Origin of the sequence: Desertibacillus haloalkaliphilus, assembly GCF_019039105.1 — a bacterium.
In the GTDB taxonomy this organism is placed as follows: Bacteria; Bacillota; Bacilli; order Bacillales; family KJ1-10-99; genus Desertibacillus; species Desertibacillus haloalkaliphilus.
In genome coordinates this window covers 253752-279381 of sequence record NZ_JAHPIV010000001.1, presented here as the reverse complement: position 1 = coordinate 279381, position 25630 = coordinate 253752, and the positions used below count along the sequence as shown (strand labels likewise).

Sequence of the window (25630 nt, the reverse complement as noted above, 5' to 3'; positions counted from 1 at the left end):
CAATGGTGGGTAATCAGAGAAGTAGGCTTACTCGCACCGCCTTGGATTGAATGGTGAGGGAGAATACACTGGTGAGGAGAAGTGTATTCAGAGAAGGGAAGGGGCGGAGTGCGCCAGCAAATGGTGGGTAATCAGAGAAGTAGGCTTACTCACACCGCCTTGGATTAAAATATGAGGGTGAATACACTGGTGAGGAGAAGTGTATTCAGAGAAGTTGTAAAGGGGCGGAGTGCGCCAGCAAATGGTGGGTAATCAGAGAAGTAGGCTTACTCGCACCGCCTTGGATTAAAATATGAGGGTGAATACACTGGTGAGGAGAAGTGTATTCAGTGAAGGGAAGAAGCGGAGTGCGCCAACAAAGAAGGATAATCGGAGAAGTAGGCTTACTCGCACCGCCTTGGATCGTAGAATGGGGGGATACTGATGACGAACTGAAACGGTTATTTTAAATTCTCAGGATTTAACCCTTCAAGCTCAGGGATAACAAAACGTCCGTCTTTGCGAATTAACACGTCATCAAAGTAAATTTCACCTCCACCGTATTCTGGACGTTGAATCATGACGATATCCCAATGAATGGAGGATTGATTCCCGTTCCAAGCATCCTCGTACGCTTGACCCGGAGTGAAGTGGAAGCTGCCGTCGATCTTCTCATCAAAGAGAATGTCTTGCATTGGTGTTTGAATGTGGGGGTTAACTCCAATGGCAAATTCACCAATGAACCGTGCTCCCTCATCACTATCTAAAATTGCATTGAGTCGTTCACTGTCATTCGCACTTGCCTCAATGATCTTTCCATCCTTAAACGTAAATGAAATCTTCTCAAACGTAAATCCTTGGTAAGGAGACGGTGTATTGTATGTAATCGTCCCATTGACGGAATCTTTGACTGGAGCTGTATAAACCTCACCATCTGGAATATTCATTTCACCAGCACATTTAATCGCTGGAATATCTTTAATCGAAAACTCCAAATCCGTACCTTCACCTTTAATACGAACGCGTTCAGTCTTATCCATCAATTCAACAAGCGGTTCCATCGCCTTTGACATTTTATCGTAATCAAGGTTACAGACATCAAAGTAAAAGTCTTCAAAACCTTCAGTGCTCATGCTCGCTAGTTGTGCCATTGAAGAACTTGGATAGCGGAGAACGCACCATTTTGTATGGGGGACACGGATTTCACGATGGACCTTTGTGCCTATCGTTTTCCCATGCAAGGCCATTTTGTCATTTGGCACATCGGATAGTTCAGCAATGTTATCGCCTGCACGTAAACCGATATAGGCATCCATTTCACGCATCACATTGGCTTCAAATGTGGCCATTTTTTCGAGTTGCTGTTCGCTTGCCCCTCGTAAAATAGAACGGTCGACCTGATGGTCTTTCAACAATGTGAATGGGAAACCACCTGATGCATACGCTTCATTGACAAGGGCGGTAACAAGTTCTTTTTGTAGGCCAAAATTTTCAATTAAAACATTCTCACCAGGCTGAAGTTTAACAGAATATTGGATTAAATTTTTTGCTAATGTTTCAATTCTTGGATCTCTCATAAGAATAGCCTCCTTCATTTTCTCTCTATTCTACCTGATCAGAAGCTATTGTCATAGTTACATACATAATTATTGGAAGATTAGGTAGCTTGTTGTAAAATAAAGGGTAACGTGAAAGCTTCAGTCATTTCTTCCTCGCTTGAACATGTTTATGTTTAATAATGAGAAATTGAGTGAATGAAATAGAAGAGAGCGTTCACAAAAAAGGAGGTGGAACGAAAGGTGGAGTTTATTTACATCAGTGTTTTGATTATCGCCATCGCGTTTGCAGTTCTTGTGATTTATTTGACACGAACCCTACGAGCTGCGACAAGAACGCTTGATAACGTGGCGAACACGATGAGTAGTTTAGAAAAGCAATTAAATGGAGTGACGAAAGAAACGGAACAGCTATTACATAAATCGAATCGCCTAGCTGAAGACATCCAACATAAATCAGAATCGTTAAATTCGGTCTTTGTATCTGTGAAGGATTTAGGGGATTCATTACAAGGAGTCAATCGCTCCGTTCGGAATGTTTCAGAAAATGTTTCCAAGCAGGCTGAACGACAATCTGAGCAGATTGGTCAAGCGGTCCAATGGGGAAATGTAGCGATTGATTTATATCGAAAGTGGAAAGTTACGAAACAACAATATGAAAATACGAACAAGGAGGAAAAGTAATGGGTCAAATCAATACGAAAGATTTTATGATTGGAACGTTAATTGGAGGCATTGCTGGAGCATCAGCAGCACTTTTACTTGCACCTAAGTCAGGAAAAGAGTTACGTGAAGATCTTAATGAAGGTGCTCAACTTGTATATGAAAAAGGGAATACATTTGCATCATCCGCAAAGGACAAATCGTCTGAACTAGTACAGACGGTTACTGATCAATCAAATGAAATGGTTGATAAAGTGAAAGAAGTATCTGCAAATGTAAAAAGAGATGTTGAAGACATGAGGCAGTCAGCAGATGAGCTTGTTGGCGATCTTACTGATGATATAAAAGATACGAATGAGGACATTGCTGACAACGTAAGAAAAGAAGTGGAACAATTACATCAATCGATCACTGAAGAAAACGATAAGCGTCAATAAATGATTTAAAGAAAGGGAGAGAGACGATGGCATTAAAAAAAGTAGACACATATGATGCATTTTCAGAAGTACTTAAAAGTCAGCAAAAGGTATTTTTATTAAAAAACAGTACGACTTGTCCGATTAGTGAGAACGCATTTGAGGAGTTTCAAAATTTTGCTGAAGACAATCAAGACACCGACTTTTATTATTTAAATGTTCAAGAGGCTCGACCATTATCAAATCAAATTGCTGATGAGTTTGAAATCAAACATGAATCACCGCAAGCATTGCTATTTGTTGATCAGAACGTCGCTTATGACAAATCTCATTGGGATGTTACGTATGCGACTTTACAAGAGCTGTGGAGTAAATAGCCAAGTATAGAGCTGTTTTGTATAGTAGCACATACGAGTAAGAGGCCAAATCGTGGATGATTTGGCCTCTTATTATGTTGAAGGATGGGGGTGTAAGCCCTAGTTCCGTTATAAGCTACAAAAATAGTAAATAAGGCGTTAAGTTCGAATTCGTGTAGTAAACGGATCCTTTTTTACCCATCTTCACGTACTGTTGAAACGAATCTAACTTCTAATTTATCACCGGTTTGTATTGGTGCAGAAAAATCTGTGTCGTCACCGTTTTTTGTGATCACCACTTTCTGATGAGGCTGATGTGTGAGATCGATCTCTATCTCGCGAAACACATCTTGAAAGATAAATGGCTCATGCTCAATAGAGCTAAGTGTCAGGACGTCGCCATTTACTAATGTTGACTGTTCTTCAAGCACGGTTTCCCCCCGTTTCATTTCAACTGTTTCTTTTGTGAGCGTAATCGGGTTACCGTTAAAAAATACCGTTATGGATGAGTGTAACTCAATGTTCTCGCGTTCACACAAGTCTTTGACGGTTAGTGCGGATTGTTGACTAGGTCGAACCTCGAGGGTGTCTCCATTTCTAATTAGAGATTCGAGACTTGCTGTTGCCCCATTTCGTATAATCTCTGCTGTATGGTTTGAAAAGTGAACTGTTTTGTTATTGAGAACAATCGAGAGTGGCTGTAAACGCTCAAGCTCGCTTGTTCTTTTTTGATAAGTAAATAGGTCAGCGATGGTCTTTGGCATGTGTATGGTCACTTCATCGCGGTCCGATAGTGATGTCTCACTAGATACGGTTTGGCCGTTTTTACGAATTTCTGCTGCGATTTGTACGGGCTCGCCATTTAATGAGAACGACATTTGCGGACATTCACCGATCAGGTCTGCAATTGTTGCCTCGGCGTCGCGTCCATCTTCACCTTTGTATACACGAATCTGATCATTAGCTTCAATTGGCTCATCTAAACGTGCAGGAGAGCCATTTTTTTCAAGCTGAGGAGGCTTTCCGTGCTCACCTGGTACCGTAATCAGACGCTCATCAATAGTCACAACCATCGCCATCCCAGGCTTCCCATAAAGCTTAGACACTTCAATACCAGCTGCAAGCAAGGCATCTCCAATTGTTAGTTGTTTGACATCAAATAAACGTAATGGGTTTTCGTTTACGTCGACACTAATATATTCAATCGGGTGTTCTTTTGAAGCAATCGCGATTCCAATGGGTGTCACGAGTTCAGGCCCAGGGTGAATGGAATCGGACAATGTTAATGATTTGATTGCATCAATGCCACGGATGGCGACACGGTTATCTGGTAGCTGTAATAGTCTAGCAATCGACTTCGCTAGATTTGGTGTCATACTACCGCCGCCAACAAGCATAACGGCTTTTGGTGTTCGTTTGTTTAAAGAAAGAATTTCATCTGTAATTGCCTTTGCTAACTTCTCGATCGTTTCATTGATCGGACGAAGGACATCGTCACGCTTGTATGTCGTTTCAAACCCTAAAATATCGGTTAATACAACTTCCTCCTTTGTCGCCAGCTGCCTTTTAACTTGTTCAGCATCAGGGAAATCGAGTAAGAACTCGTCACTGATTGCCTCTGTTACTTCATCACCAGCAATAGGAACCATGCCATAGGCAGTCACTGTGTTCTCATCTGTTATGGCTATATCTGACGTTCCGGCACCGATATCAACTAGAGCAACATTCAGTCTGCGCATCGATGGTGGGATTAATACATTGATCGCTGCGATGGGCTCAAGGGTTAGTGCCTCAAGTTCAAGGTTCGCACGGGTGAGAGCGGCTAAGAGTGATTCGACAACAACCTTAGGAAGAAAGGTCGCAATAACTTCAACCGCAGCTGTTTTTCCGGCTTGATCAATGAGACTGCCAATCGTTTCACCATCTAGTTGATAAGTTAACACCGAATAACCGACACAATAATAATTGATGCTTTTTTCGTCTTGAAACTCTTGTGCAAGATCATATTGTGCTTGCTGTACGGCGCTTAACTCTAGGTGAAGAATATCTTGTTCGTCAACGTTCCCTTTACGAGATATATCTATTTCGACGTGTGCCCGCTTCGTTTTCAAGGAACGACCGGCAGCAGCGACGCATACGCTCTTTAAAGGACCGTGTTTGTTTTCTAACCGCTCCTTTACTTCGGATATCACTTTTGAGACAGCCAGAACATGATGGATTTGTCCATCCATCATTGAGCGTTCTTCATGTTCCATCATTTCAATATCAATGACTTCATATTTTTGTTTATGTTGGTGAAGCAGTAACCCAACAACGGAGCGTGTTCCAATATCTAAGGCAAACACCGGTGAGGGTGAATCTGTGGTCATGGTTTGACACCTTCTTTTCCATAAATAGTTCGATTACAGTCACGAATAAAACGCCTAAAATACTTTAGTGCTTAAAAGCGTTTAATTAATAAAGAAATAATTCGTGACATTTTAGAAGATTTCGTTTATAATTATCCCTAATCATTAGAAATGTACCATAAATTTCGAATCTTTGAAACACAGAAGAGGAGTGGGAGAGAATGAGTAACGAGCAATTAGATGCGTTAAGAAACCAATTAGATGATGTGAACTTAAAATTATTAGAGCTAATCAATGAACGTGCAAGCTTAGTTCAAGAAATTGGCCAAGTGAAAAGCAAGCAAGGTGTGAATCGTTTTGATCCTGTTCGTGAACGAAAAATGCTCGATTTAATCGCAGCAAAGAACGAAGGCCCGTTCGAAACATCAACATTACAGCATTTGTTTAAACAAATTTTCAAAGCAAGTCTTGAACTACAAGAGGATGATAACCGTAAAGCTTTACTCGTATCTCGTAAAAAACATCCAGAAGATACAGTTATTAACCTTAAAGGCGAAACGATCGGTGATGGACAGCAACGTTTGATTACTGGACCATGTTCAGTTGAAAGCTATGAACAAGTTGCTGCTGTCGCTGAGGCAATGAAAAAACAAGGCTTGAAGTTTTTACGTGGTGGTGCATTTAAGCCGCGTACATCACCATATGACTTCCAAGGCCTAGGGGTTGAAGGTTTACAAATTTTAAAGCGTGTTGCTGAAGAATATGATATGGCGGTTATCAGTGAGATTGTTAGCCCACAAGACATTGAAACAGCCGTTGATTACATCGATGTCATCCAAATTGGCGCACGTAACATGCAAAACTTTGAATTGTTAAAAGCTGCGGGATCAGTTAATAAGCCAGTATTATTGAAGCGTGGTTTATCTGCGACAATTGAAGAATTCATTAATGCAGCTGAATATATCATCTCTAAAGGTAACGGACAAATTATGTTATGTGAGCGTGGTATTCGTACGTATGAAAAAGCGACACGAAATACATTAGATATTTCTGCTGTACCGATCTTAAAGCAAGAAACACATCTTCCAGTTCTTGTTGATGTTACACACTCTACAGGAAGAAGAGATTTATTATTACCAGCTGCAAAAGCTGCCCTAGCGATCGGCGCCGATGCTGTTATGGCTGAAGTTCATCCAGATCCTGCGGTTGCTCTTTCAGATTCAGCGCAGCAAATGGACCTTGATCAATTCGAAACATTCCTTGGTTCGTTAAGAGACTCAGGGTTATATAAAGGGTAATGACATGAAATCAACCTTCTGTTGCTATGACAGGAGGTTTTTCTTGTGGTAAAGGGGCGGAGTGCGCCAACATGGAAGAAAAATCAGAGAAGTGCACTTACTCGCACCGCCTTAGGATTAAGTATTAGGGAGAATTCACTGAAGTAGGAGAAGTTTGTTCGGAGGAGCGTCAAGGGGCGGAGTGCGCGAACATGGAAGAAAAATCAGAGAAGTGCGCTTACTCGCACCGCCTTAGATTGAAATATGAGGGTAAATACACTGAGGTGGAGAAGTGAGTTTGGTGAAGTGGAAAAGGGGCGGTATAGTTTTCTGTCGATGGGGGAAAAAATAAACTAATATAACAATAATAACCCTCAGTCTCCAATAAAATGCGTAAATGACAAAAATGTTTTGCTGAAAATACCTATTACTGATTAAAAAAAATCGACGACTAGTCGATATAACCAATGGAAAGAGATTGCGGACCTCCTGAATGTATAATATGATAACTATACATTAACTAAGTCTGACTAGTGATAGGTAAAATAGAGGAGGATCAGAGTTGAATACAACAATTTATGATGTAGCAAGAGAGGCTGGCGTATCAATGGCGACGGTTTCTCGTGTCGTGAATGGTAACCCAAATGTTAAACCAGCGACGAGAAAAAAGGTACTAGAAGCGATTGAACGGCTAGGGTACCGTCCTAATGCGGTTGCACGCGGATTAGCTAGTAAGCGTACGACAACTGTCGGAGTAATTATCCCTGATATATCGAGTATTTTCTTTGCTGAATTAGCACGAGGGATTGAAGATATCGCAACGATGTATAAATATAATATTATTCTTTGTAACTCCGATCAAAACAAAGAAAAAGAAATCCATCTCATTAATACACTGTTAGAAAAGCAAGTGGATGGAATTGTATTTATGGGTGGAGAGATTACTCCTGAACATGCAGAACAGTTTAAACGCTCTCCTGTTCCTGTGGTGCTTGCAGCTACCCTAGATGAAGATCGTGAGTTTCCGTCGGTCAATATTGATTATAGACAAGCAGTCTATGATGCAATTTCTCATTTAATTAAGGAAGGTCATAAAAACATTGGAATGGTGTCTGGATCATTAGAAGATCCTGTGAACGGCTATCAAAAATTCATTGGTTATCGCGAAGCGCTGGAAGAAAATGGGTTGACATTTAAAGAAGAAAACATTGTGATTGGCGATTATACGTATGATTCAGGAAGAGAAGCGTTCCAGTCATTCTTGGAGATTGAAGACAAACCAACGGCAATTTTTGCAGCCACCGATGAAATGGCTTTAGGCGTCATTCATGGTGCCCAAGACCTTAAATACAATGTTCCAAAAGATATTGAAGTGATAGGGTTTGATAATACACGTTTGGCAACGATGGTTCGCCCGACACTAACAACCGTTGTACAACCTATGTACGACATTGGAGCAGTTTCGATGAGATTATTAACGAAGTATATGAACAAAGAAGAGGTTAGCGAGCACATCGTTGTCTTGCCACATCGTATTGAGTTCCGTAATTCGACATCTACATAATCGCAATCGCTCGATAGAAAACGTCGCAAGCAGAAGAGACGGCGTCAGTAGTTAGGGAGAGGAATATGAAGAAATTTGATATATTAACACCGGTTGGGATTTTTGTTGGGGTCACGGTAATCCTTTTTGCTGTCTATTTTTCAAGCAGTGAAGACGGTGGCCTCGCTGCTTTTATTCAGGTGTCATCAATTATGATTGTGCTAGGTGGTTTAGCTGCAGCGTTATTAATTAATTTTTCAATGGTAGAACTAAAACTCGTTCCTAAAGTGATTCGCGAAGGATTCCAACACGAAGAGTATGACTTAGATGAGCTCATCAATACGTTTGTTGAACTGTCAGGAAAAGCTCGGCGTGAAGGGTTATTAGCCTTAGAGGCTGGATTAGAAGATGTTGAGGATCCATTCATAAAAAAAGGTGTACTCTTAGCAGTTGATGGAATTGAACCAGATGTCATTAAGGATATTATGATGGCTGAAGTGGTAGCGATGGAAGAGCGTCATAATAAAGGGAGACTCATCATCCAAAAAGCTGGTGAATATGCACCAGCATGGGGAATGATAGGTACGTTAATTGGGTTAGTCTTGATGCTTCAGAATTTAAATGACCCATCTACACTCGGGCCTAATATGGCATTAGCGTTATTAACAACGTTATACGGAACGGTGATTGCTAATCTTGTCTTTTTACCGATGGCAAGTAAATTAGAAAATAAAACCGAAGACGAAGTGTTTATGAAGCAAGTAGTTATTGAAGGCGTCATTGGTGTGCAATCAGGTCAAAACCCAAAAATTCTTCAAGAAAAGTTGAGTGCTTTTAACCCGAGAACGAAACAAGCGAACAAAGATGAAGCAGAGGCTGTTTCAGATGAAGCGTAGACGTCGCAAGGTTGATCAAGGTGCACCGAAATGGATGGTGACGTTCTCGGACTTAATGACATTAATTCTCGTTTTCTTTATTTTGTTATTTTCAATGTCAGTCGTTGATGCAGAACGGTTTAGGGCGATTTCAGAGTCGTTTCAGCAACGACAAATTTTTGATTATTTTCCGTCAGCGATTGAGTTTGATCATCCAGACGAAAGCAGTGGAATGGTTGACCCTTTTGAGGATGATTACATCGACGACAGAGATGACATGATCATGGATGAGCTACATGAAGAGGTTCAACAATTCATTGATGCCAACGATCTCACAGACCATATTTCCGCAACGAGAGATGACCGCGGTGTTGTTCTTGTCCTACAAGAGCAAACGTTATTTGAAACTGCTGAAGCAGAGGTTCTAGCAACGGCAGAGCCGTTTTTAGATAAGGTTGGTGTGTTGCTTACAGCGATCCCAAATATGGTAAAGGTTGAAGGACATACAGATAGTCGTCCGATTGCTACGTATCGTTATCCTTCCAATTGGGAGCTATCTGGTGCTCGGGCAAGTAGTGTGATTCGTTATTTGATCGATAACCATGCACTTAACCCACAGCGCTTTATTGCGACTGGTTATGGGGATACAAGACCAGTTGTACCAAATACTACGGTAGAAAACTTACAATTAAATCGTCGTGTCGTCATTGTGATCTCCGACCCCACCTATGATGATGCTGATTTGTACTAACCCTGAGGAGTGCCCTCGGGGTTTTGTGATGAGGAGGGAGAAGTAGGTAACACGGGCTTAGGGCCTACTAAAAGCATTCAAGAAGCGGCAATGACCCGACGAGCATGACATATAGTGATGCGTTAAGAGATGAGGTGTTAGAAATGAAGATAGGAATCATCGGGGCAATGGATGAGGAAATTGATTTCATTCAAAGAGAGATGACAGTTGAAAGTGAACGTGTACATGCCACAATTACCTTTTATGAAGGACAGTTTGCTGGACGACAAGTGGTGCTATGTAAATCTGGTGTCGGAAAAGTCAATGCTTCAGTAACAACACAAGTCCTACATGATGTGTTTGCTGTGGATTGTTTGATTTTTACTGGTGTAGCTGGGGCACTTGATCCACAATTAGAGATTGGTGATATTGTAATTTCCACCTCCGCGATTCAGCATGATTTAGATGCAAGTCCGCTTGGGTTTAAACGAGGGGAAGTGCCGATGTTTGCTTATTCCTCTGATTTTCAAGCTGATCAAAATCTAGTAGATGCTGCATATCGAGCTGCTGAAGCATTAGAGGGAGCTGTGGTAAAAGGGCGAATGGTGAGCGGGGATCAATTTATTGCTGATCGCAAACATGTAGAACAGTTGCGCAAGGAATTTGATGCAAAGTGTGTTGAAATGGAAGGGGCAGCTGTAGCTCATGTAGCAATGATGAATCATATCCCGTTTGTCATCATCCGATCAATGTCCGATAAAGCAAATGGTGAAGCAACAGTAAACTTTTCAACATTTACGACACATGCGGCTAAACAGTCATTTTCAATTGTGAAGCAAATGATTGAACATATCTAGAATTAGAAACGTTAGTAAGATTCAGAAACTTAGAGCTAGCAGTGAACTCTGCTAGCTCTAAGTTTTATTTCATCTTCATTTCATTACGGATATGAAATAATGCCTTTTCAAGTGTTTTGTAATTTTTTTCAGTGATTTCTTGCTTTCTTGGAATAGGTGGATAGAGGTTGTCAGGGTCTGACCATGTTGTTGGTAATTGAACAGGCGCCTCTTTTTGCCAATAATCAACCCAAGAGAGGGGTAAGTCTCCAGTGACAAGTTCACGTTTATTAATCATTTCTAGCCAAATCATTGCCCATGCCCTTGGTACGACTCGCCACATATCATAACCGCCACCACCAACAGCGATCCAACGGCCATCACAATATTCGTGGGCAAGTTCATGAGCGAGCTTTGGTATTTCTTTATAAATATCGATCGTTGCTGACAAATGTGTAAGCGGATCATAGTAATGTGAGTCAACACCATTTTGCGTGAGCAGGACATCTGGTTTAAAAAACTCAATCACTTCACGAACTGATGTTTTATAGACTTCTAGAAAGGACTCATCTTCTGTAAACGCATCAACCGGTATATTAATTGAAAATCCGAAACCTTTACCAGATCCTTTTTCATTAACATGTCCAGTTCCCGGAAATAAGTATCGTCCCGTTTCATGAATTGATAATGTACAGACGTTTGGATCATCATAGAACGCCCATTGCACGCCATCTCCATGATGTGCATCAGTATCAATATATAAGACTCTTGCATCGTATTTTTTTCTCATATATTCAATCGCAATCGAACTGTCATTATAAATACAAAAGCCACTTGCTCTACCGCGAAAGCCGTGATGTAGTCCACCTCCGAGGTTGATTGCATGTTGAGCTTTCTTTTCCATCACTTGATCAACCGCTGTTAATGTTCCACCGACGAGTAGGGCTGCTGCTTCATGCATATTTGCAAACATGGGTGTATCTTCTGTCCCTAATCCATAATTAGCGGCAATCCCAGGACTTAAGCGCCCTTTCCCAGCGGCTTTTACAGCTTCAATAAACTGTTTATCATGAATTAAAGCGATTTCATTATCACTTGCGATACGGGGAGCCACAATTTGTGACTCCTGAAGGGCGTGAAGGTCCTGGAGTAAATCATAGGTTAAGTTCAGACGCAGATGATTGAACGGGTGATCATCATTAAATTTATAGGATAGTTGGTCTTGGGAATAGACAAAAATAGCTTCTTTCATTCAATCACTCCCGGCATATTTGGCCAAAGTACTTTGTAGCCCTCTTTTTCGATATCAGCAATAATTGCACGAGGATCCATCGTTTGAACACGGAAGACAAGTGTTTTATATTGGATATCTTTACAAGGATAGACAAGGACACTCGTAATATTAACCTTTCTCTTTTTGAAAATCGCCGCAATTTCTGAAAGTTTACCTGTAATGTTTTCGACTTGAACTTCAATATGTGAGCTTGGTTGATGAGCTCCCATCAGCTTGACTAACGTATGAAAGATATCTGTTTCAGTTATAATTCCAATCAATTTGTCATCCTCAACGATCGGTAGACAGCCAATATTATGCTCATAGAAGATGGCAGAGACTTCCTCAACAAAGTCTAGAGGGTGTGCTGTGAATACGTCTCGCTCCATAATCGTGGAGATCGGCTTTAATAAATCTTCCTTATGTTCATCTGAATGAAAAATAGAAGGCTTCGCATCGCGAATGTCACGGTCTGTGACAATTCCAATGAGATGATTGTTTTCGTCAATCACTGGAATGTGACGAATGCGGTTTTCTTCAAGCATTTTAATTGCTGTTTTGATCGTTGCATCTTCAGTAAGGGTTACAACATCCGTGTGCATGATTTCTTCAATAATCACGTTAAGTCACACTCCTTAGAAAAATAGAGGTTGTTTTGAAACCTTTTTAGGTTGCAATGATTTAAGTATGAAGCTGTTTGTGTAACATTTAGTACATAAAACGGTTATTAAAGCGAAGGCGATCAAACCTCTCAATGGACTCCATATCCACACGTTTCCCGATTCGTACCATTAAACAATTGGCAGGGTGTGAGCAGATTTCTGGGTCATCGGTAGCATACCAAACAAGTCCGCCAGCATTCATCATCTTTTCCATCACTTTACGATAATCCCAAACGGATAGTTCACTCCCTTTTAAATCCCAGTGCCAGTAATATTCAGTCGTTATAATGATGTAATCTTCCATCGCATCATCCCTCATCGAGAGACGTAATAAGTTTTTACCAACTTGAGCACCACGGTACTCGGCAGCTACTTCAACAGCACCAAGTTCAATTAAATTTTCCATGTTTCCCTCTGACCATCGTTCCATCGGGTCGGGATAGACAAAGGTAACGTAACCGATAATCATATTACCGTCACGTGCGACATTAATTCGACCTTCGGGGAGGTCAGCAATTGAGATTAACGCTTCTTTTTGTCTTTCAGGGCTGCGAAAGGCAATAAGACCTTCATGAAAATCTAAGTCATTAATTTGTTGGCCACTTAAGGGGCCTTCAAGGATAAGAGTTCGATCACCGAAAGATAATTCCGATGAATAGTAGGTTTTTATATGGTCCATTCATTTACCACCTTTGTGCATAAAACTGTTACCAACTTCATTATACATGATTGGATAGTCGATTGTTATAGGAATTCATTTTAGACACAAACTTGTTATCTTTGAATTTTAAATTGAATAAAAATTCCAAATATACTATAATAAATATGAAACCAATACATAAGAGAGGAAGATGTGAAATGAAAATGGAAACGCTTCCAACTGTAACAGGAAATAATAACCTAAAAAGCTATGACGAGGCTGTAAAAACATTTAAATGGGAAGAGGCAGAAAAGCAATTCTCATGGAGCCAAACAGGGAAGGTCAACATGGCTTATGAGGCGATTGATCGCCATGCCGAATCGGCAAACAAAGATAAGGTGGCGCTAGCATATAGCGACGCAACGAGAGAAGAAAATTATACGTACAAGCAAATGATGGAGAATTCCAATCGTGCAGGTAACGTTTTACGTGATTTAGGGGTAGAAAAAGGAGATCGTGTCTTTATTTTTATGCCACGTTCACCAGAGTTATACTTCTCTGTTCTAGGGACGATCAAGGTAGGGGCGATCGTTGGTCCATTATTTGAAGCATTTATGGAAGGAGCCGTGCGTGATCGTTTAGAAGATAGTGGTGCAAAAGTATTAATTACGACTCCTGAATTAGTTGAACGTGTACCAGTTGATGACTTACCAAACTTAAAACAAGTCCTCATTATTGGCGATAATGTTGAAGAGACTGATACTTTTATTGACTTCAATAAGAAAATGAATGAAGCAAGCACGGAGCTTGAAATCGAGTGGGTTGATCGCGAAGATGGCTTAATCTTACATTACACGTCTGGTTCAACTGGAAGACCAAAGGGTGTCCTTCATGTTCATAATGCCATGGTTCAACACTACCAAACTGCAAAATGGGTGTTAGACCTTCAAGAAGATGATGTGTATTGGTGCACAGCTGATCCAGGTTGGGTAACAGGTACATCCTATGGGATTTTTGGCCCTTGGCTAGCTGGGGTAACAAATGTTGTTCGTGGTGGGCGATTTAGTCCTAATGATTGGTATGAAACATTACAAAAATATAAGGTGTCTGTTTGGTATAGTGCTCCGACGGCATTCCGTATGCTTATGAGTGCTGGCGATGAACTCGTTAAGGAATATGATCTATCAGCACTACGTCATATGTTAAGTGTTGGTGAACCGTTAAACCCAGAAGTCGTTCGCTGGGGTAAGAAAGTATTTGACCTGCGTATTCATGATACGTGGTGGATGACTGAAACAGGTGCTCAATTGATTTGTAACTATCCTTGTATGGACATTAAGCCAGGATCAATGGGTAAACCAATTCCTGGTGTTGAAGCGGCGATCATTGATGATCAAGGCAATGAGTTACCACCTAATCGGATGGGCAACCTTGCAATTAAAAAAGGCTGGCCTTCAATGATGAGAACGATTTGGAACAATGAAGAGAAATATAACAGCTATTTTGAAATTGATGGCTGGTACGTCTCAGGTGATTCTGCGTATATGGATGAAGACGGATATTTCTGGTTCCAAGGTCGAATTGATGATGTAATCATGACTTCTGGGGAACGAGTTGGGCCGTTTGAAGTCGAAAGTAAGCTTGTTGAACACCCAGCCGTAGCAGAAGCAGGGGTTATCGGTAAGCCAGACCCAGTTCGTGGTGAAATTATTAAAGCGTTCGTTGCCCTTCGTGAAGGCTACGAAGTAACAGATGAATTAAAAGAAGACATTAGAAACTTTGTTAAAAAAGGCTTAGCTGCTCATGCCGCTCCACGTGAAATGGAGTTCCGTGATAAGCTTCCAAAAACTCGAAGCGGTAAGATTATGAGACGTGTCTTAAAAGCTTGGGAACTTGATTTACCAACAGGTGATTTATCAACAATGGAAGACTAATATAAGATATAAGAAAAGCTCGGGCACTCGCCCGAGCTTTTCTTTACTTTATTGTTATCGGTCTTCTTCATTTTGGTTCTCATCATCATTGTCACGACGTTCATCTCTATCATCATCGTTATTACGTTCTTCGTTGTCTTCCTCATTGTTATCTGAAGGTTCATCATCATCTCTGTTGTTTTCTTGATCGTCATCGTTATCTGAATCAGGTCGAGACCCGCTACTGACGGTTAATGATTGAGATGATTCTTGTCCTTCGATATCAACAGCTGTAACGACATAATCGTAACCACGGCGCAACGTTCCAGACGTTGTTGTGTCGTTTCCTTTTACACTTGTCAAGAGTTCAAAGGAATCACTCCCGATTGGTGCCCGGTAGATACGGTAGCCGACAATGTCGTTATCACTGTGCTGTTGCCAAGAAAGTTGTCCATCATTAATGCGAACGTTGGCAACTGTACCTGGTACTTGGCCGTTCTCCGAAAGCGTTCGATCTGGTATAATTTGCCCTCCACTATCACGGAGATTTCCTAGTAATTGTTCATTTTCTAGGTACTCATCTTTAACCATAACACCTTGATTAGTAAATTCAGCTGGTGTATTGTCAGACGAGACATAACGCTCTCCATTAGCGGTCACATATCTTACACGTTGTAAGCTGTCGTCCACTTCATTTGGAATGAATGCCGCATTGAAAAGGTCTGTTCTAACGAGTCCAGCCTCGCGACATAAATCAGACGGTAACAATCCAGAAATACCGCAAATCGATTGACGAACGATTCCTTCTGGCCTTTCGAAATTGTGATCTGGTGCCATGACATCTGGTCGTGCGCTATAGGCGGCGTTTGCGATGTTGGCCCAAATTTGCTGTGTTCTAGCACCATATGATAGACCATTTACCGTACGTTCAATCGGTTTAGGGGTGTCATAGCCGATCCAAACCCCTAATGTAACATTTGGATTCGTTCCAACAAACCAAGAGTCGTGGAAATCACTAGTTGTCCCTGACTTCCCAGCCCAATCGGCTTGGAAGTTTAAACGGCCTGGTAGTGAGCTAGCTGTACCGCCTGGTCGTAATACATCTCGCATCATATCGATGGTTAAATAGGCTGTTTGAGGTGAAAACACATCAACAGGTTCAGGCTCGTGTTCATAAACGACTTCACCATCATTTGTCTCAATTCGTTCAATTAAGTAGGATTCAATAAAATCCCCATTGTTGGCTAACGTTGTAAATGCATTTGTATTCCGCTCAACAGTGGTTCCATATGTTAATCCACCGATTGAACTTGCTTCATAAGGTTCGCCATCTTGTAAATTACGGATCCCCATATTGATGAGTGACGATCGTAATTTATCGTGCGGTGTCATTTGAAAACTTCGAACTGCAGGTATGTTACGAGACGCTTGAAGCGATTCACGAACGGTAATGAGTCCGCGGTGTCGGCGATCAAAGTTTCGTAACGGCGTCCCATCACTATACGTCATTTCTGTATCTGGAACGATTGATCCTGGCTGAATCGCACCAATATCTAAAGCTGGTGCAAATGCGAGTAGAGGCTTCATCGTTGATCCGTTTGGACGCGGCGCCTGTGTTGCATGATTTAAGTTTTCGCGATCAAAGTCACGACCACCAACGAAACCGAGAATTGCCCCTGTCTGGTTGTTGATTAAGATTGAACCGACTTCTTCTGGTTCGCCTTCTTTGTCAGGACCAAAATATTGTGGGTCTTCAACAGCTGCTTGTAAGGCTTCATAAATATCTTTGTTAACAGTTGTGTGGATTTTATAACCGTTGCGTCTAAGTGCCTGTCTTGCATCGGTTCGTAACGAAGTTAGTGTTTCGAGACGTTCTTCTCTTGATAAGTCAGACAAGTCAATGTCACCTTCATCAATCATTTGATCTACAAGAATGTCAGTCGCTCGACGTTCAACTTCATACGTTAAATACGGATATTCTTCTATTAAGCTAGGTGTTCGCGTCGCAAAATTTTCTTTGATATCATAGTTGAGTGCGTCATTGTACTGCTCTTCATCAATATAGCCAGCTTCTAACATTCGGTTAAGCACAGTGTTCATACGGTTTATACCCGCTTGGATGTTGTCTTTGACTTCACCATTTCCTCTAAAAGGGGTATATCCGAATGGACTTTGTGGTAACCCTGCAATATAGGCTGCTTGTGGTAAGTTTAAGTCTTTGACATCCACACCGAAGATTCCGATTGCTGCTGCTTGTGCCCCAGCAATTTGACGTCCTGAAGCGTTGCGGCCAAATGGAACAACATTTAAATAAGCTTCAAGAATTTCATCTTTGTCAAAGAATTGCTCTAACCGCATGGCAAGGACGATCTCACGCGCTTTCCGGTCAAAGGAAACCTCACTCGAGAGAATTTGGTTTTTAACTAATTGCTGTGTGAGCGTACTACCGCCTGTTTGGACAGAAGAATTCGCTAATTCTTGAAAGGTTGCACGCATAAGCGCCTTTGGAACGATTCCATCATGTTCATAGAAATATTCATCTTCTGTTGCGATAATCGCATCTTTAAGGTAATTAGAGACATCCTCTAGTGCGATTTCTCTCCGCTCAAGCTCGGTCGGAAGTTCGCCTAAAAAGACATCATCAGTAAAATAGACTTCGCTAATTTCTTCATAGTTATAGATGTCTGCTTCCATCTCTTCATAACTTCGTAGAGGCTCATCTTTAACTAACGAAGCAAAAAAGCCAGCACCTGCGCCACCAACGAAGAATATGGCCATTAACCCAAAGACGATAAAAATTAATGTTAAGTTCCATACGACTTGATATGTAATGCCAATTCCTTTGGTGATCTTTTTTTCCTTTAACGTTGATATAAATTGATTCCAACGATTTTGTTGTTTACTCATAAAAACCTCCTATAAGTTCCGACAATATTATAGCATAGGATGTCGAATCTTTATATTGTTTTCGGCAAATTTAGCGGTCAGTTCATTGACATAATGGTTGGTTTTATGGTAAAAAATAGACAGTCGGAATTAAACAAATAAGTAAAAGTGTTGAGAGGATAATAGTAGTAGACATCTCCCTGTTATAGAGAGCTGGCGGTCGGTGCAAGCCAGTACATAGATTGACTGCGAAATACACCCTGGAGCTTCCTTTGCAATGGTTTGTAAAGGACGGTTTTGCCGTTATCAATGGAAGTGGGAGACAACTGTCTTCAATTAGGGTGGTACCGCGAACAACTCGTCCCTTGATTGAGGGTGAGTTGTTTTTTTATTGCAACAAATGAGGAAAGCTACAACTAATTTAGCTTTATATTATAGGAGGAATGAATAGTGGAAGAGGTTACATTGTCTGCTGAGCAGAAGCAACAAGTAGAACGACAGCTTGAAGTGTTAAATCGTGGGGTAGTTGAAATAGTCCCAAGTGATGGATTAAAAGAAAAGATCGAACATTCGGTAGCAACTAAGACACCGTTAAAAATTAAGCTAGGCATGGATCCGTCTGCACCAGATGTCCATATTGGTCATACGGTTGTCTTGCATAAACTGCGTCAGTTCCAAGAGTTGGGGCACCAAATTCAATTAATCATTGGCGATTTCACAGGACGAATTGGTGATCCGACCGGTAAATCAGAAACGAGAAAGCAACTGACAGATGAGCAAGTGAAGGCTAATGCGAAAACCTACGTTGAGCAATATGGAAAAGTGTTAGATATGGATAAAGTCGATATTTACTATAATTCAGAGTGGCTTGCCAAGTTAACGTTTGAGGATGTGATCCAGCTTTCAGGTAAAATGACCGTCGCGCGCATGCTTGAACGTGATGATTTTGAAAAGCGTTATAAGTCCGGGCAATCGATTTCTGTTCACGAATTTTTCTATCCATTAATGCAAGGGTATGATTCAGTTGCGCTAGAAAGCGATATTGAAGTCGGTGGTACAGACCAAATGTTTAACTTATTAATGGGACGTCATTTGCAGCATGAATACGGGCAAGATCGTCAAATTGCCATGATGATGCCACTAATTGAAGGCTTAGACGGAGAACGAAAAATGTCTAAGTCGTTAAACAACTATATTGGTATTGATGAAAGTCCGAATGAAATTTTTGGGAAGGCAATGTCGATTCCTGATGAGCTAATGGTAAAATACTACAAGTTAGCGACTGACATCCCAATGACTGAGATCGAAACGCTTGCTCAAGACCTTGAAGCTGGTTCTGTTCACCCACGTGATGCAAAAATGCAGTTAGGGGAAACGTTCGTACGTATGTACCACGGCGAAGCAGAGGCGGTGGAAGCGAAGAAATATTTCCAAACGGTCTTTCAGAAACGCGCCTTACCAACAGACATTCCTGAAGTAGAATGGGATGGGGAAGATGAAGTGTGGATTGTTGACCTTTTAGTTCAGTTAACGATGATGAATTCTAAAGGCGAAGCTCGTAGAATGATCCAAAATGGCGGTGTAAAACTGAACGAGGAAAAAGTAACAGAAGTACAACAACAGGTGGCGATCGAAGACGGCCTTATCGTTCAAGTTGGGAAACGAAAGTTTGCTAAGATTAAAAAGTAACAAATAAATAGACTGCAATTGGCTGTCCTAAAGGAGAATAGCAACTCGACTTATAGGACAGCTTTTTTTTATGTCTACAAATAAAAAAAGCAATTGCCATCGAAATGGCAATTGCTTTCGTTTCGTAGAAGCTTAACGAGAGTAGAACTCAACGATTAGTGCTTCTGTAATTTCTGCAGGAAGCTCAGAACGTTCTGGAAGACGTGAGTATGTTCCTTCTAGCTTCTCTGTATCAAAAGTTACGTAAGCAGGTACGAAGTTGTTAACTTCTAATGCTTCCTTGATAGCAGAATTGTTTTGAGACTTTTCACGAACACCGATTGTTTGTCCAACTTTTACACGGTAAGATGGAATGTCAACGCGACCACCATCAACAGTGATGTGTCCATGGTTAACTAATTGACGTGCTGCACGACGAGTACGTGCTAATCCCATACGATAAACAATGTTATCTAGACGAGATTCTAGTAAAATCATGAAGTTTTCACCGTGAACGCCAGGCATTTTTGCAGCGTCATCGAATGTGCGACGGAATTGACGTTCGTTCATACCGTACATATGACGAAGCTTTTGTTTTTCTTGTAATTGTAAGCCGTATTCAGAAAGCTTCTTACGTTGGTTAGGACCGTGTTGTCCTGGTGCGTAAGGACGCTTTTCTAATTCTTTTCCTGTTCCACTTAATGAGATGCCTAGACGGCGAGATAATTTCCAAGATGGACCTGTATAACGAGCCATAATATAGCTCCTCCTTTGTTATTTTAAAATTTGAATAAAATAACAACAGTTTTGGTAATCCCGAGATATGCTCATTTTGTTTTCATACACCTTCGCTTCGACAGCTAGAAGTTACATGATGTACCTCAAACGATATGCAGCCGCTGTTTGAGAAACAAAATGAAGATAGTGGACATATCAAGTTTACCTTGGCTGTCTTATTTTACACAAAAGCTATTATATATTTTTGTAGGGGCTAAGTCAAGGCGTCTAAGTCATTGCTCTTAATAAATGAAACAAATCTGTCATATGCTGGCGAGCAGATTAGATAGTCAAATGTTCCTGATTCCTATATAATGTAAATATAAGGATATAAAACGATTACAGTTTTTAATAGACGTAACAATGTATGGTGGTGCTTTGCTATGTATACTGATAAGAACAGGGATACACATGACATTTCAGATCTTTTTCAGACCGTTTTGTCAGACACAAAAGTGATCAAAGAAACATTCACATCAGCGCTTTTTTTTATGGCTTCTATGGAGGGAGAGTGTTTAACATTACGAGAAGTTGGTGGGGTACGCGCCTCGATGCTTGAAACAATCTCTCATGTTCAAAATGGTTTATTAGACGATCGTTTTCCTAATGAATATAACGGTTGTATTATTGACCTTATTGAAATCGAACTAAAGACTTACAATTGGTGCGGGTATTTAGGTTTAGTTGTTGAAGGGAAAACGAATCATTCCTTGAACGGGGTTCGCTCGTTTTTGCTAGGGTTTAAGGCCTCGGTTGAAATGACAGCCAATTATTTAGACACATGTATGAGAGATGACAAGAATAGTGAAACGCAACAACCAAGCCATATGATTGTTAACCTCCTAGAAGATACAGACTATGAAATTAATTTTTCGTCACTTCAGCATGCGTTGATTCGATCAATTGGGGGGGAGGATCTCGAGGTTGAGTTGACGTTACTCGTGCTTGAAGAACGTCGCGAACTGTATATACCACAGCAATCGACGGCTAGCGAAGTCATTGATGAGCAGCGCCGTTTTGTCATAAGGAAAGATGACTTGTTGCAACGGGAAGTTGTATTGAAAGAACAGCTACAAGGGAGAAAGCCTCTCTTTGAAGCACAAGACATATACAGTGATTTTATGATGGTCCCAATCACGGATGAACAGGATATGAAAAGTCTCCTCTTACTAACGAATAAGGGCGGGCGATTTCAAGCAACTGTCACCGAACGTCTTTTTACGATCATTGATAAGATACGTCCGTTACTTTTCCGCGCATATTACAACGAGAAAAAAGACTTAGAGAGGAAGCGGCACCAATTGTTGTTACAAGTGACAAAGAAATTTCACGCTTCAATGGATGTCGGAGAGGTCTTAGGGGAAATTGTTAATGTATTGGAAGGGGTCTATCCACAATTTAGCATTGATCTCTTGTTGTCACATGAGTGGAAGGTTCAAGCCGATCTTCCTGTCAGTCAACTTCATTATGGTGCCGTTTCAGGAGGGGCTGTTGAGAAAGCTTATTTGACAGGCGAGATGCAGATTGAAGATGTCATCACTAGTAAACACTCCCTTGTCTATGCCCCGCTGCGTGGAAAACAAGGAATTTATGGGGTGCTAAAGATTACTTCACCACATTCAATGGTTTTTCCAAGGCATGAAATCGAATTTATTAAAGTTTTGGCTGACACTGGTGGAAATGCACTAGAGAATGCTGAGCTTTATCAGCAATCTCGAGAGCTAATTCATGACTTACAACTCATTAATCAGACGTCACAAAAGCTAAACTCAAATTTATGTTTATCTGATACGGTAGGTTTTATGGTTCAGCAAATTTCAGCTTCGTTTCATGCACAAGAGGTTGGCTTTATCATGTTTGAAAGTAATGGATCAATGACAACCCTTGAAGGAAGTACACGTTTTTTCTTCACAGATGTGCCAACAACTGCGATTCAACGATTAAGTGAGAAAATAAAAATTGAAAAAGATTCGTTATTTATTGGAGATTTATCATTGGATGAACCGTATGTGCTGGGTTCATATCGCTCTGTGTTAGTAGTACCGATGATTCAAACCGGTGATCTAAAAGGTATGGTCGTTGTCATGCACGAAAATCCGTATCACTTTACCTTTGACAATTTTAAGTTATTACAATCACTAATCCACCATTCAACGTTAGCATTCACTAATTCAATGTTACATGAGGAGCTTGAAAAACTAGTCATTACTGACCGTTTGACCCGGCTTTATGCGAGAGATTATCTTGACCAACGCATACAAGAATCGATGGAACAGGATGCGTACGGTTGCTTTATTTTGTTTGATATTGATAATTTCAAATCGATTAATGATTCTTATGGTCATCAAGTTGGTGATGATATCATCATTCAAGTTGCAAACATTATGAAACGAAATAGTAGGGAAACAGATATCGCAGCGAGGTGGGGTGGTGAAGAACTTGCGCTTTATTTGCCGAGAGTTGAACCGACAATTGGTTACCAGGTGGCGGAACGAATTGTTCGACATGTCGGTAAAGAAACGAGCCCACGAGTAACCGTTTCATGCGGTGTTTCAAACTGGACCCAACAAGACACACAAAAATCAGTGAAACGACTCTTTAACATCGCGGACCAATGTTTATATGAGGCAAAAGAAACAGGCAAGAATAAAGTGATCATGGGAGAAAGTGAAGAACAAGTAGAGTCATAAGAAGATAATAGGTAAGGACAGAGGCACTGTTACGTGGTCTCTGTCCTTTTTTTAAAATGATCGAATCAATTTTTTTAGATGTAGTTCACTAAGGTCTCAACAAATTGCTCGAGGTACGTTTCATCAACATCAGTAAAACGATCTTTATTAGGACTATCGATATCGAGGACACCAATAAGCTGTCCATCTTTGATCATGGGGACGACGATCTCTGATTGTGATGCTGCGTCACAGGCAATATGTCCAGGGAATTGATGTACGTCAGCAACACGAACGGTTTTGCGTTGCTTTGCTGCTGTTCCGCATACACCTTTTCCAATCGCGATCGTTACACAAGCTGGTAATCCTTGAAATGGCCCAAGGATCAGTTGATCATTTTTATATAAGTAAAAACCGACCCAGTTGGTATCATCTAAAAACTGATTGAGCAATGCACTTGCGTTTGCAAGATTTGCGATCTGGTCGTCTTCATCTTCAATCAGTGCTTGCAGCTGTTTAATGACTAATTGATAGTTTTTCTCGAGGTTGTCTGTATAAGATTCGACGTTAAACATGAAAATTCTCCTTTCTTCTAATGTACGATAGTATATCATATCACATGTAGGCAGATGGTGTAGAAATATTTTTGGTTATTGTCGATCGTTTTTTGAAGGATGTATTGGTTATGTTACGAATGGTTAAATCAACCCAATTCTATATACTTTTCTAAAAATTGAAGTAGCTGATGATGGTCGGAAAAGTACTTCAATTGATTTCCAAGAAACGAGCCTATTCGCAACGGTTTTAGCTTACAATTTTATGCAGTGAACCGGCGGATTGTACAATCAATGATGCATGATTAACGAGGAAAAGGGGTGTTGGACATAGTGGATGATCGGATAAAAACAAAACAAAAGGTAATCGAAGCGGCGATTTCACTTTTTAATGTACAAGGATTTACTGGGACATCTGTACGTGAGATCGCAAAGCGTGCAAACGTAAATGCGGCATTGGTATCTTATTATTTTGGGAGTAAAAAAGGGTTGTTAGAGCAACTGATGACAAAATTCTTAGAAGGCTATGTTCATGTGATTGAGCAAGCAATCGAGCGAAGCAAACACGACCAACTTTCTTCAAAAGAATGTTTACTACATGCGATAGAGAACATCCTCATCTATCAACAAGAAAACCACAATTTAGCCAGGTTTATCCATCGGGAAATTACGTTAGATACGGTGTTGGTTCGTGAACTAATGACAACCTATCTCATGAAAGAAAAGCACCTTTTTCATGTTATCATTGAAAAAGGAATGGCAGAAGAAGAGTTCAATCGTCAACCGATCGATTTTATTGTGATGCAGCTACGAGGAATGTTAATTATGCCTTACCTCCACCCGCAATACATTCGTGAAGTATATCATTTAATACCGCATGAACGATTTTTTTTAGAAAAATATATGGACTATTTAACAAGGTGGGTAGAAGACTACATCTGTAATGAGCAGTCTTCATCCTTGTATTCATCTCGAAAAATGCTACTTATACGTCCGTAATCAAAAGCCGCCGTTTAGGAATCGGGCGTTACGAGCGGAGCATGTTGGACAAGTTGATCTTTCCCCTGAAGTAACCCCTTATGGCTATGGGCGTCGGAACCATAGATGAGGGGTATTTTTCGTTGGATCGCCTCTTCAACAACAGATGCTGGTGGGTATGGTTCGCGACATAGTGGCTTAGCAGTGCCTGCGCCATTATAATCTAGTTGAAGTTGTCGTGTAGAGATCGTATCCAAAATATCCGTAATATTCGCTCGGAAGTCGTGGGTTGCCGGGTATTTGTTTTGGAATTTACGGACTAACGTGATATGCCCGATTCGTTTCGGTTTATATGAACCGAGGTTTGCCGTGATTGATTGTTTGACGGTATCAAAATAGTTTTTATACACGCCATCAATAGAACCAAAGACATCGATCATCTCTGCAAATGCTTCTGGGCTGTAGTCAAGGCAGTAATAGCGGTCGTCGTTTCGTAAAAAGTGAACAGACAGAAGGCTATCATCGAGTTGTGGACCAACGTCATTTAATAGTGCGGTTGTCTCCTTCTCAAAGCCAACAATATAGTCTACTTCCAACCCAACGCGAATATCAATCTTATCTTTATAGTCCTTCTTATACTGCTGAATAAGCTCGATATACTCATAGAGATGCTCTTTTTTCATCGCGCTATCTCTGAGAGGCGTCGGGTCGATAAACCCTTCAGGTAAAGGGGCATGTTCGGCAAAGGTAAGCCCTTTGATACCGTGTGCTAATGCTTGTTCAATATAACTTTCAATCGTATCTTTTGTGCCATGTGGGCAAAAGGGGGTATGGACGTGACCGTCATATAGAATCATTCTTTGCACTTCCTTTAAAAAAATCATTTAAAAATCTATTTTACATGGTATCATATAGTGTAGAAAAATCTAGCAGATCATAAAAGAATATGTAGAAAATGACAGGATATTTGAGATAAATGGAGAAGTGAGTAATACGACACGATGCCGACGTAAGATTTATTGTCGAACAAC

At 40.8% G+C, this 25630-nt stretch carries 21 protein-coding genes and 1 other annotated feature; of the genes, 12 read left to right on the top strand and 9 right to left on the bottom strand.

The window, feature by feature from the left end:
• Positions 1-440 precede the first annotated feature (440 nt).
• Entirely contained in the window at positions 441-1556 is a 1116-nt protein-coding gene (locus tag KH400_RS01290) for an aminopeptidase (protein ID WP_217221364.1), read from the bottom strand.
• 222 nt (positions 1557-1778) lie between these two features.
• Here KH400_RS01290 and KH400_RS01285 point away from each other — a divergent pair, with 222 nt between their 5' ends.
• The 3 genes from KH400_RS01285 to ytxJ are packed head-to-tail and all read left to right on the top strand — an operon-like array spanning position 1779 to position 2991.
• A complete protein-coding gene (locus tag KH400_RS01285) occupies positions 1779-2219 on the top strand; it encodes a DUF948 domain-containing protein (RefSeq protein WP_217221363.1) in 441 nt (146 codons plus the stop codon).
• The gene (locus tag KH400_RS01280) at positions 2219-2635 is read left to right on the top strand and encodes a YtxH domain-containing protein (RefSeq protein ID WP_217221362.1); all 417 of its coding nucleotides are present in this window, start codon (positions 2219-2221) and stop codon (positions 2633-2635) included. The genes KH400_RS01285 and KH400_RS01280 overlap by 1 nt, the downstream gene beginning before the upstream one ends.
• Before the next feature lie 26 nt (positions 2636-2661).
• Complete coding sequence (gene ytxJ / locus KH400_RS01275) at positions 2662-2991, top strand: bacillithiol system redox-active protein YtxJ (RefSeq protein ID WP_217221361.1); 330 nt, start codon at positions 2662-2664, stop codon at positions 2989-2991.
• Positions 2992-3164: 173 nt separating this feature from the next.
• Here ytxJ and KH400_RS01270 read toward each other — a convergent pair whose 3' ends face one another.
• Positions 3165-5339: a cell division protein FtsA gene (locus KH400_RS01270; protein ID WP_217221360.1), complete on the bottom strand. Its 2175-nt coding sequence runs from the start codon at positions 5337-5339 to the stop codon at positions 3165-3167.
• A gap of 200 nt (positions 5340-5539) precedes the next feature.
• On the opposite strand from KH400_RS01270, the gene KH400_RS01265 reads away from it, so the two are divergent.
• The 5 genes from KH400_RS01265 (at position 5540) to KH400_RS01245 (ending at position 10600) form a co-directional block, all read left to right on the top strand.
• Positions 5540-6616 carry a bifunctional 3-deoxy-7-phosphoheptulonate synthase/chorismate mutase gene (locus tag KH400_RS01265; protein WP_217221359.1) on the top strand — a complete coding sequence of 359 codons (1077 nt, stop codon included), beginning with the start codon at positions 5540-5542 and terminating at the stop codon, positions 6614-6616.
• Positions 6617-7157: 541 nt separating this feature from the next.
• Positions 7158-8159 (top strand): catabolite control protein A, encoded by a 1002-nt coding sequence (gene ccpA / locus KH400_RS01260; RefSeq protein ID WP_217221358.1) that lies wholly within the window; start codon positions 7158-7160, stop codon positions 8157-8159.
• Positions 8160-8224: 65 nt separating this feature from the next.
• Positions 8225-9034 (top strand): flagellar motor protein MotP, encoded by an 810-nt coding sequence (gene motP, locus KH400_RS01255; RefSeq protein WP_217221357.1) that lies wholly within the window; start codon positions 8225-8227, stop codon positions 9032-9034.
• The gene (gene motS / locus KH400_RS01250; protein ID WP_217221356.1) at positions 9024-9764 is read left to right on the top strand and encodes a flagellar motor protein MotS; all 741 of its coding nucleotides are present in this window, start codon (positions 9024-9026) and stop codon (positions 9762-9764) included. The genes motP and motS overlap by 11 nt, the downstream gene beginning before the upstream one ends.
• 143 nt (positions 9765-9907) lie before the next feature.
• Entirely contained in the window at positions 9908-10600 is a 693-nt protein-coding gene (locus KH400_RS01245; RefSeq protein ID WP_217221355.1) for a 5'-methylthioadenosine/adenosylhomocysteine nucleosidase, read from the top strand.
• 64 nt (positions 10601-10664) lie between these two features.
• Here KH400_RS01245 and KH400_RS01240 read toward each other — a convergent pair whose 3' ends face one another.
• The 3 genes from KH400_RS01240 to KH400_RS01230 form a co-directional block, all read right to left on the bottom strand.
• Positions 10665-11831, bottom strand: a complete 1167-nt coding sequence (locus KH400_RS01240) for an acetoin utilization protein AcuC (protein WP_217221354.1) — start codon at positions 11829-11831, stop codon at positions 10665-10667.
• A complete protein-coding gene (locus KH400_RS01235; protein ID WP_217221353.1) occupies positions 11828-12472 on the bottom strand; it encodes an acetoin utilization AcuB family protein in 645 nt (214 codons plus the stop codon). Before KH400_RS01235 ends, KH400_RS01240 begins: the two co-directional genes overlap by 4 nt.
• A gap of 88 nt (positions 12473-12560) precedes the next feature.
• On the bottom strand, positions 12561-13193 hold the full coding sequence (locus tag KH400_RS01230; protein WP_217221352.1) for a GNAT family N-acetyltransferase: 633 nt from the start codon (positions 13191-13193) through the stop codon (positions 12561-12563).
• Between the two features lie 179 nt (positions 13194-13372).
• On the opposite strand from KH400_RS01230, the gene acsA reads away from it, so the two are divergent.
• The gene (gene acsA, locus KH400_RS01225) at positions 13373-15088 is read left to right on the top strand and encodes an acetate--CoA ligase (protein WP_217221351.1); all 1716 of its coding nucleotides are present in this window, start codon (positions 13373-13375) and stop codon (positions 15086-15088) included.
• A 54-nt stretch (positions 15089-15142) separates the two neighbouring features.
• Here acsA and KH400_RS01220 read toward each other — a convergent pair whose 3' ends face one another.
• Positions 15143-17974, bottom strand: coding sequence for a transglycosylase domain-containing protein (locus KH400_RS01220; RefSeq protein WP_217221350.1), 2832 nt, complete (start codon positions 17972-17974; stop codon positions 15143-15145).
• 141 nt (positions 17975-18115) lie between these two features.
• Positions 18116-18322, top strand: a binding site (T-box leader).
• Between the two features lie 78 nt (positions 18323-18400).
• On the opposite strand from KH400_RS01220, the gene tyrS reads away from it, so the two are divergent.
• Positions 18401-19642: a tyrosine--tRNA ligase gene (gene tyrS / locus KH400_RS01215; protein ID WP_217221555.1), complete on the top strand. Its 1242-nt coding sequence runs from the start codon at positions 18401-18403 to the stop codon at positions 19640-19642.
• Positions 19643-19774: 132 nt separating this feature from the next.
• On the opposite strand, the gene rpsD is transcribed toward tyrS, so the two are convergent.
• Entirely contained in the window at positions 19775-20377 is a 603-nt protein-coding gene (gene rpsD / locus KH400_RS01210; protein WP_217221349.1) for a 30S ribosomal protein S4, read from the bottom strand.
• Positions 20378-20781: 404 nt separating this feature from the next.
• On the opposite strand from rpsD, the gene KH400_RS01205 reads away from it, so the two are divergent.
• Positions 20782-23088: a sensor domain-containing diguanylate cyclase gene (locus KH400_RS01205; protein WP_246589115.1), complete on the top strand. Its 2307-nt coding sequence runs from the start codon at positions 20782-20784 to the stop codon at positions 23086-23088.
• Positions 23089-23162: 74 nt separating this feature from the next.
• On the opposite strand, the gene KH400_RS01200 is transcribed toward KH400_RS01205, so the two are convergent.
• The gene (locus KH400_RS01200) at positions 23163-23642 is read right to left on the bottom strand and encodes a free L-methionine (R)-S-oxide reductase MsrC (RefSeq protein ID WP_217221348.1); all 480 of its coding nucleotides are present in this window, start codon (positions 23640-23642) and stop codon (positions 23163-23165) included.
• A gap of 312 nt (positions 23643-23954) precedes the next feature.
• On the opposite strand from KH400_RS01200, the gene refZ reads away from it, so the two are divergent.
• Positions 23955-24620 carry a forespore capture DNA-binding protein RefZ gene (refZ, locus tag KH400_RS01195; protein ID WP_217221347.1) on the top strand — a complete coding sequence of 222 codons (666 nt, stop codon included), beginning with the start codon at positions 23955-23957 and terminating at the stop codon, positions 24618-24620.
• Positions 24621-24634: 14 nt separating this feature from the next.
• On the opposite strand, the gene hisJ is transcribed toward refZ, so the two are convergent.
• The gene (gene hisJ / locus KH400_RS01190; RefSeq protein WP_217221346.1) at positions 24635-25456 is read right to left on the bottom strand and encodes a histidinol-phosphatase HisJ; all 822 of its coding nucleotides are present in this window, start codon (positions 25454-25456) and stop codon (positions 24635-24637) included.
• Positions 25457-25630 lie beyond the last annotated feature (174 nt).

Excerpts from the sequence above, each read along its gene's own strand:
- KH400_RS01280 (WP_217221362.1), top strand. The coding sequence starts at position 2,219 with ATGGGTCAAATCAATACGAAAGATTTTATGATTGGAACGTTAATTGGA.
- ytxJ (WP_217221361.1), top strand. The coding sequence starts at position 2,662 with ATGGCATTAAAAAAAGTAGACACATATGATGCATTTTCAGAAGTACTT.
- KH400_RS01200 (WP_217221348.1), bottom strand. The coding sequence starts at position 23,642 with ATGTTTAACGTCGAATCTTATACAGACAACCTCGAGAAAAACTATCAA.
- KH400_RS01220 (WP_217221350.1), bottom strand. The coding sequence starts at position 17,974 with ATGAGTAAACAACAAAATCGTTGGAATCAATTTATATCAACGTTAAAG.
- motP (WP_217221357.1), top strand. The coding sequence starts at position 8,225 with ATGAAGAAATTTGATATATTAACACCGGTTGGGATTTTTGTTGGGGTC.
- hisJ (WP_217221346.1), bottom strand. The coding sequence starts at position 25,456 with ATGATTCTATATGACGGTCACGTCCATACCCCCTTTTGCCCACATGGC.
- rpsD (WP_217221349.1), bottom strand. The coding sequence starts at position 20,377 with ATGGCTCGTTATACAGGTCCATCTTGGAAATTATCTCGCCGTCTAGGC.
- acsA (WP_217221351.1), top strand. The coding sequence starts at position 13,373 with ATGAAAATGGAAACGCTTCCAACTGTAACAGGAAATAATAACCTAAAA.
- KH400_RS01265 (WP_217221359.1), top strand. The coding sequence starts at position 5,540 with ATGAGTAACGAGCAATTAGATGCGTTAAGAAACCAATTAGATGATGTG.
- KH400_RS01230 (WP_217221352.1), bottom strand. The coding sequence starts at position 13,193 with ATGGACCATATAAAAACCTACTATTCATCGGAATTATCTTTCGGTGAT.
- KH400_RS01290 (WP_217221364.1), bottom strand. The coding sequence starts at position 1,556 with ATGAGAGATCCAAGAATTGAAACATTAGCAAAAAATTTAATCCAATAT.
- KH400_RS01245 (WP_217221355.1), top strand. The coding sequence starts at position 9,908 with ATGAAGATAGGAATCATCGGGGCAATGGATGAGGAAATTGATTTCATT.
- motS (WP_217221356.1), top strand. The coding sequence starts at position 9,024 with ATGAAGCGTAGACGTCGCAAGGTTGATCAAGGTGCACCGAAATGGATG.
- KH400_RS01270 (WP_217221360.1), bottom strand. The coding sequence starts at position 5,339 with ATGACCACAGATTCACCCTCACCGGTGTTTGCCTTAGATATTGGAACA.
- KH400_RS01240 (WP_217221354.1), bottom strand. The coding sequence starts at position 11,831 with ATGAAAGAAGCTATTTTTGTCTATTCCCAAGACCAACTATCCTATAAA.
- KH400_RS01205 (WP_246589115.1), top strand. The coding sequence starts at position 20,782 with ATGTATACTGATAAGAACAGGGATACACATGACATTTCAGATCTTTTT.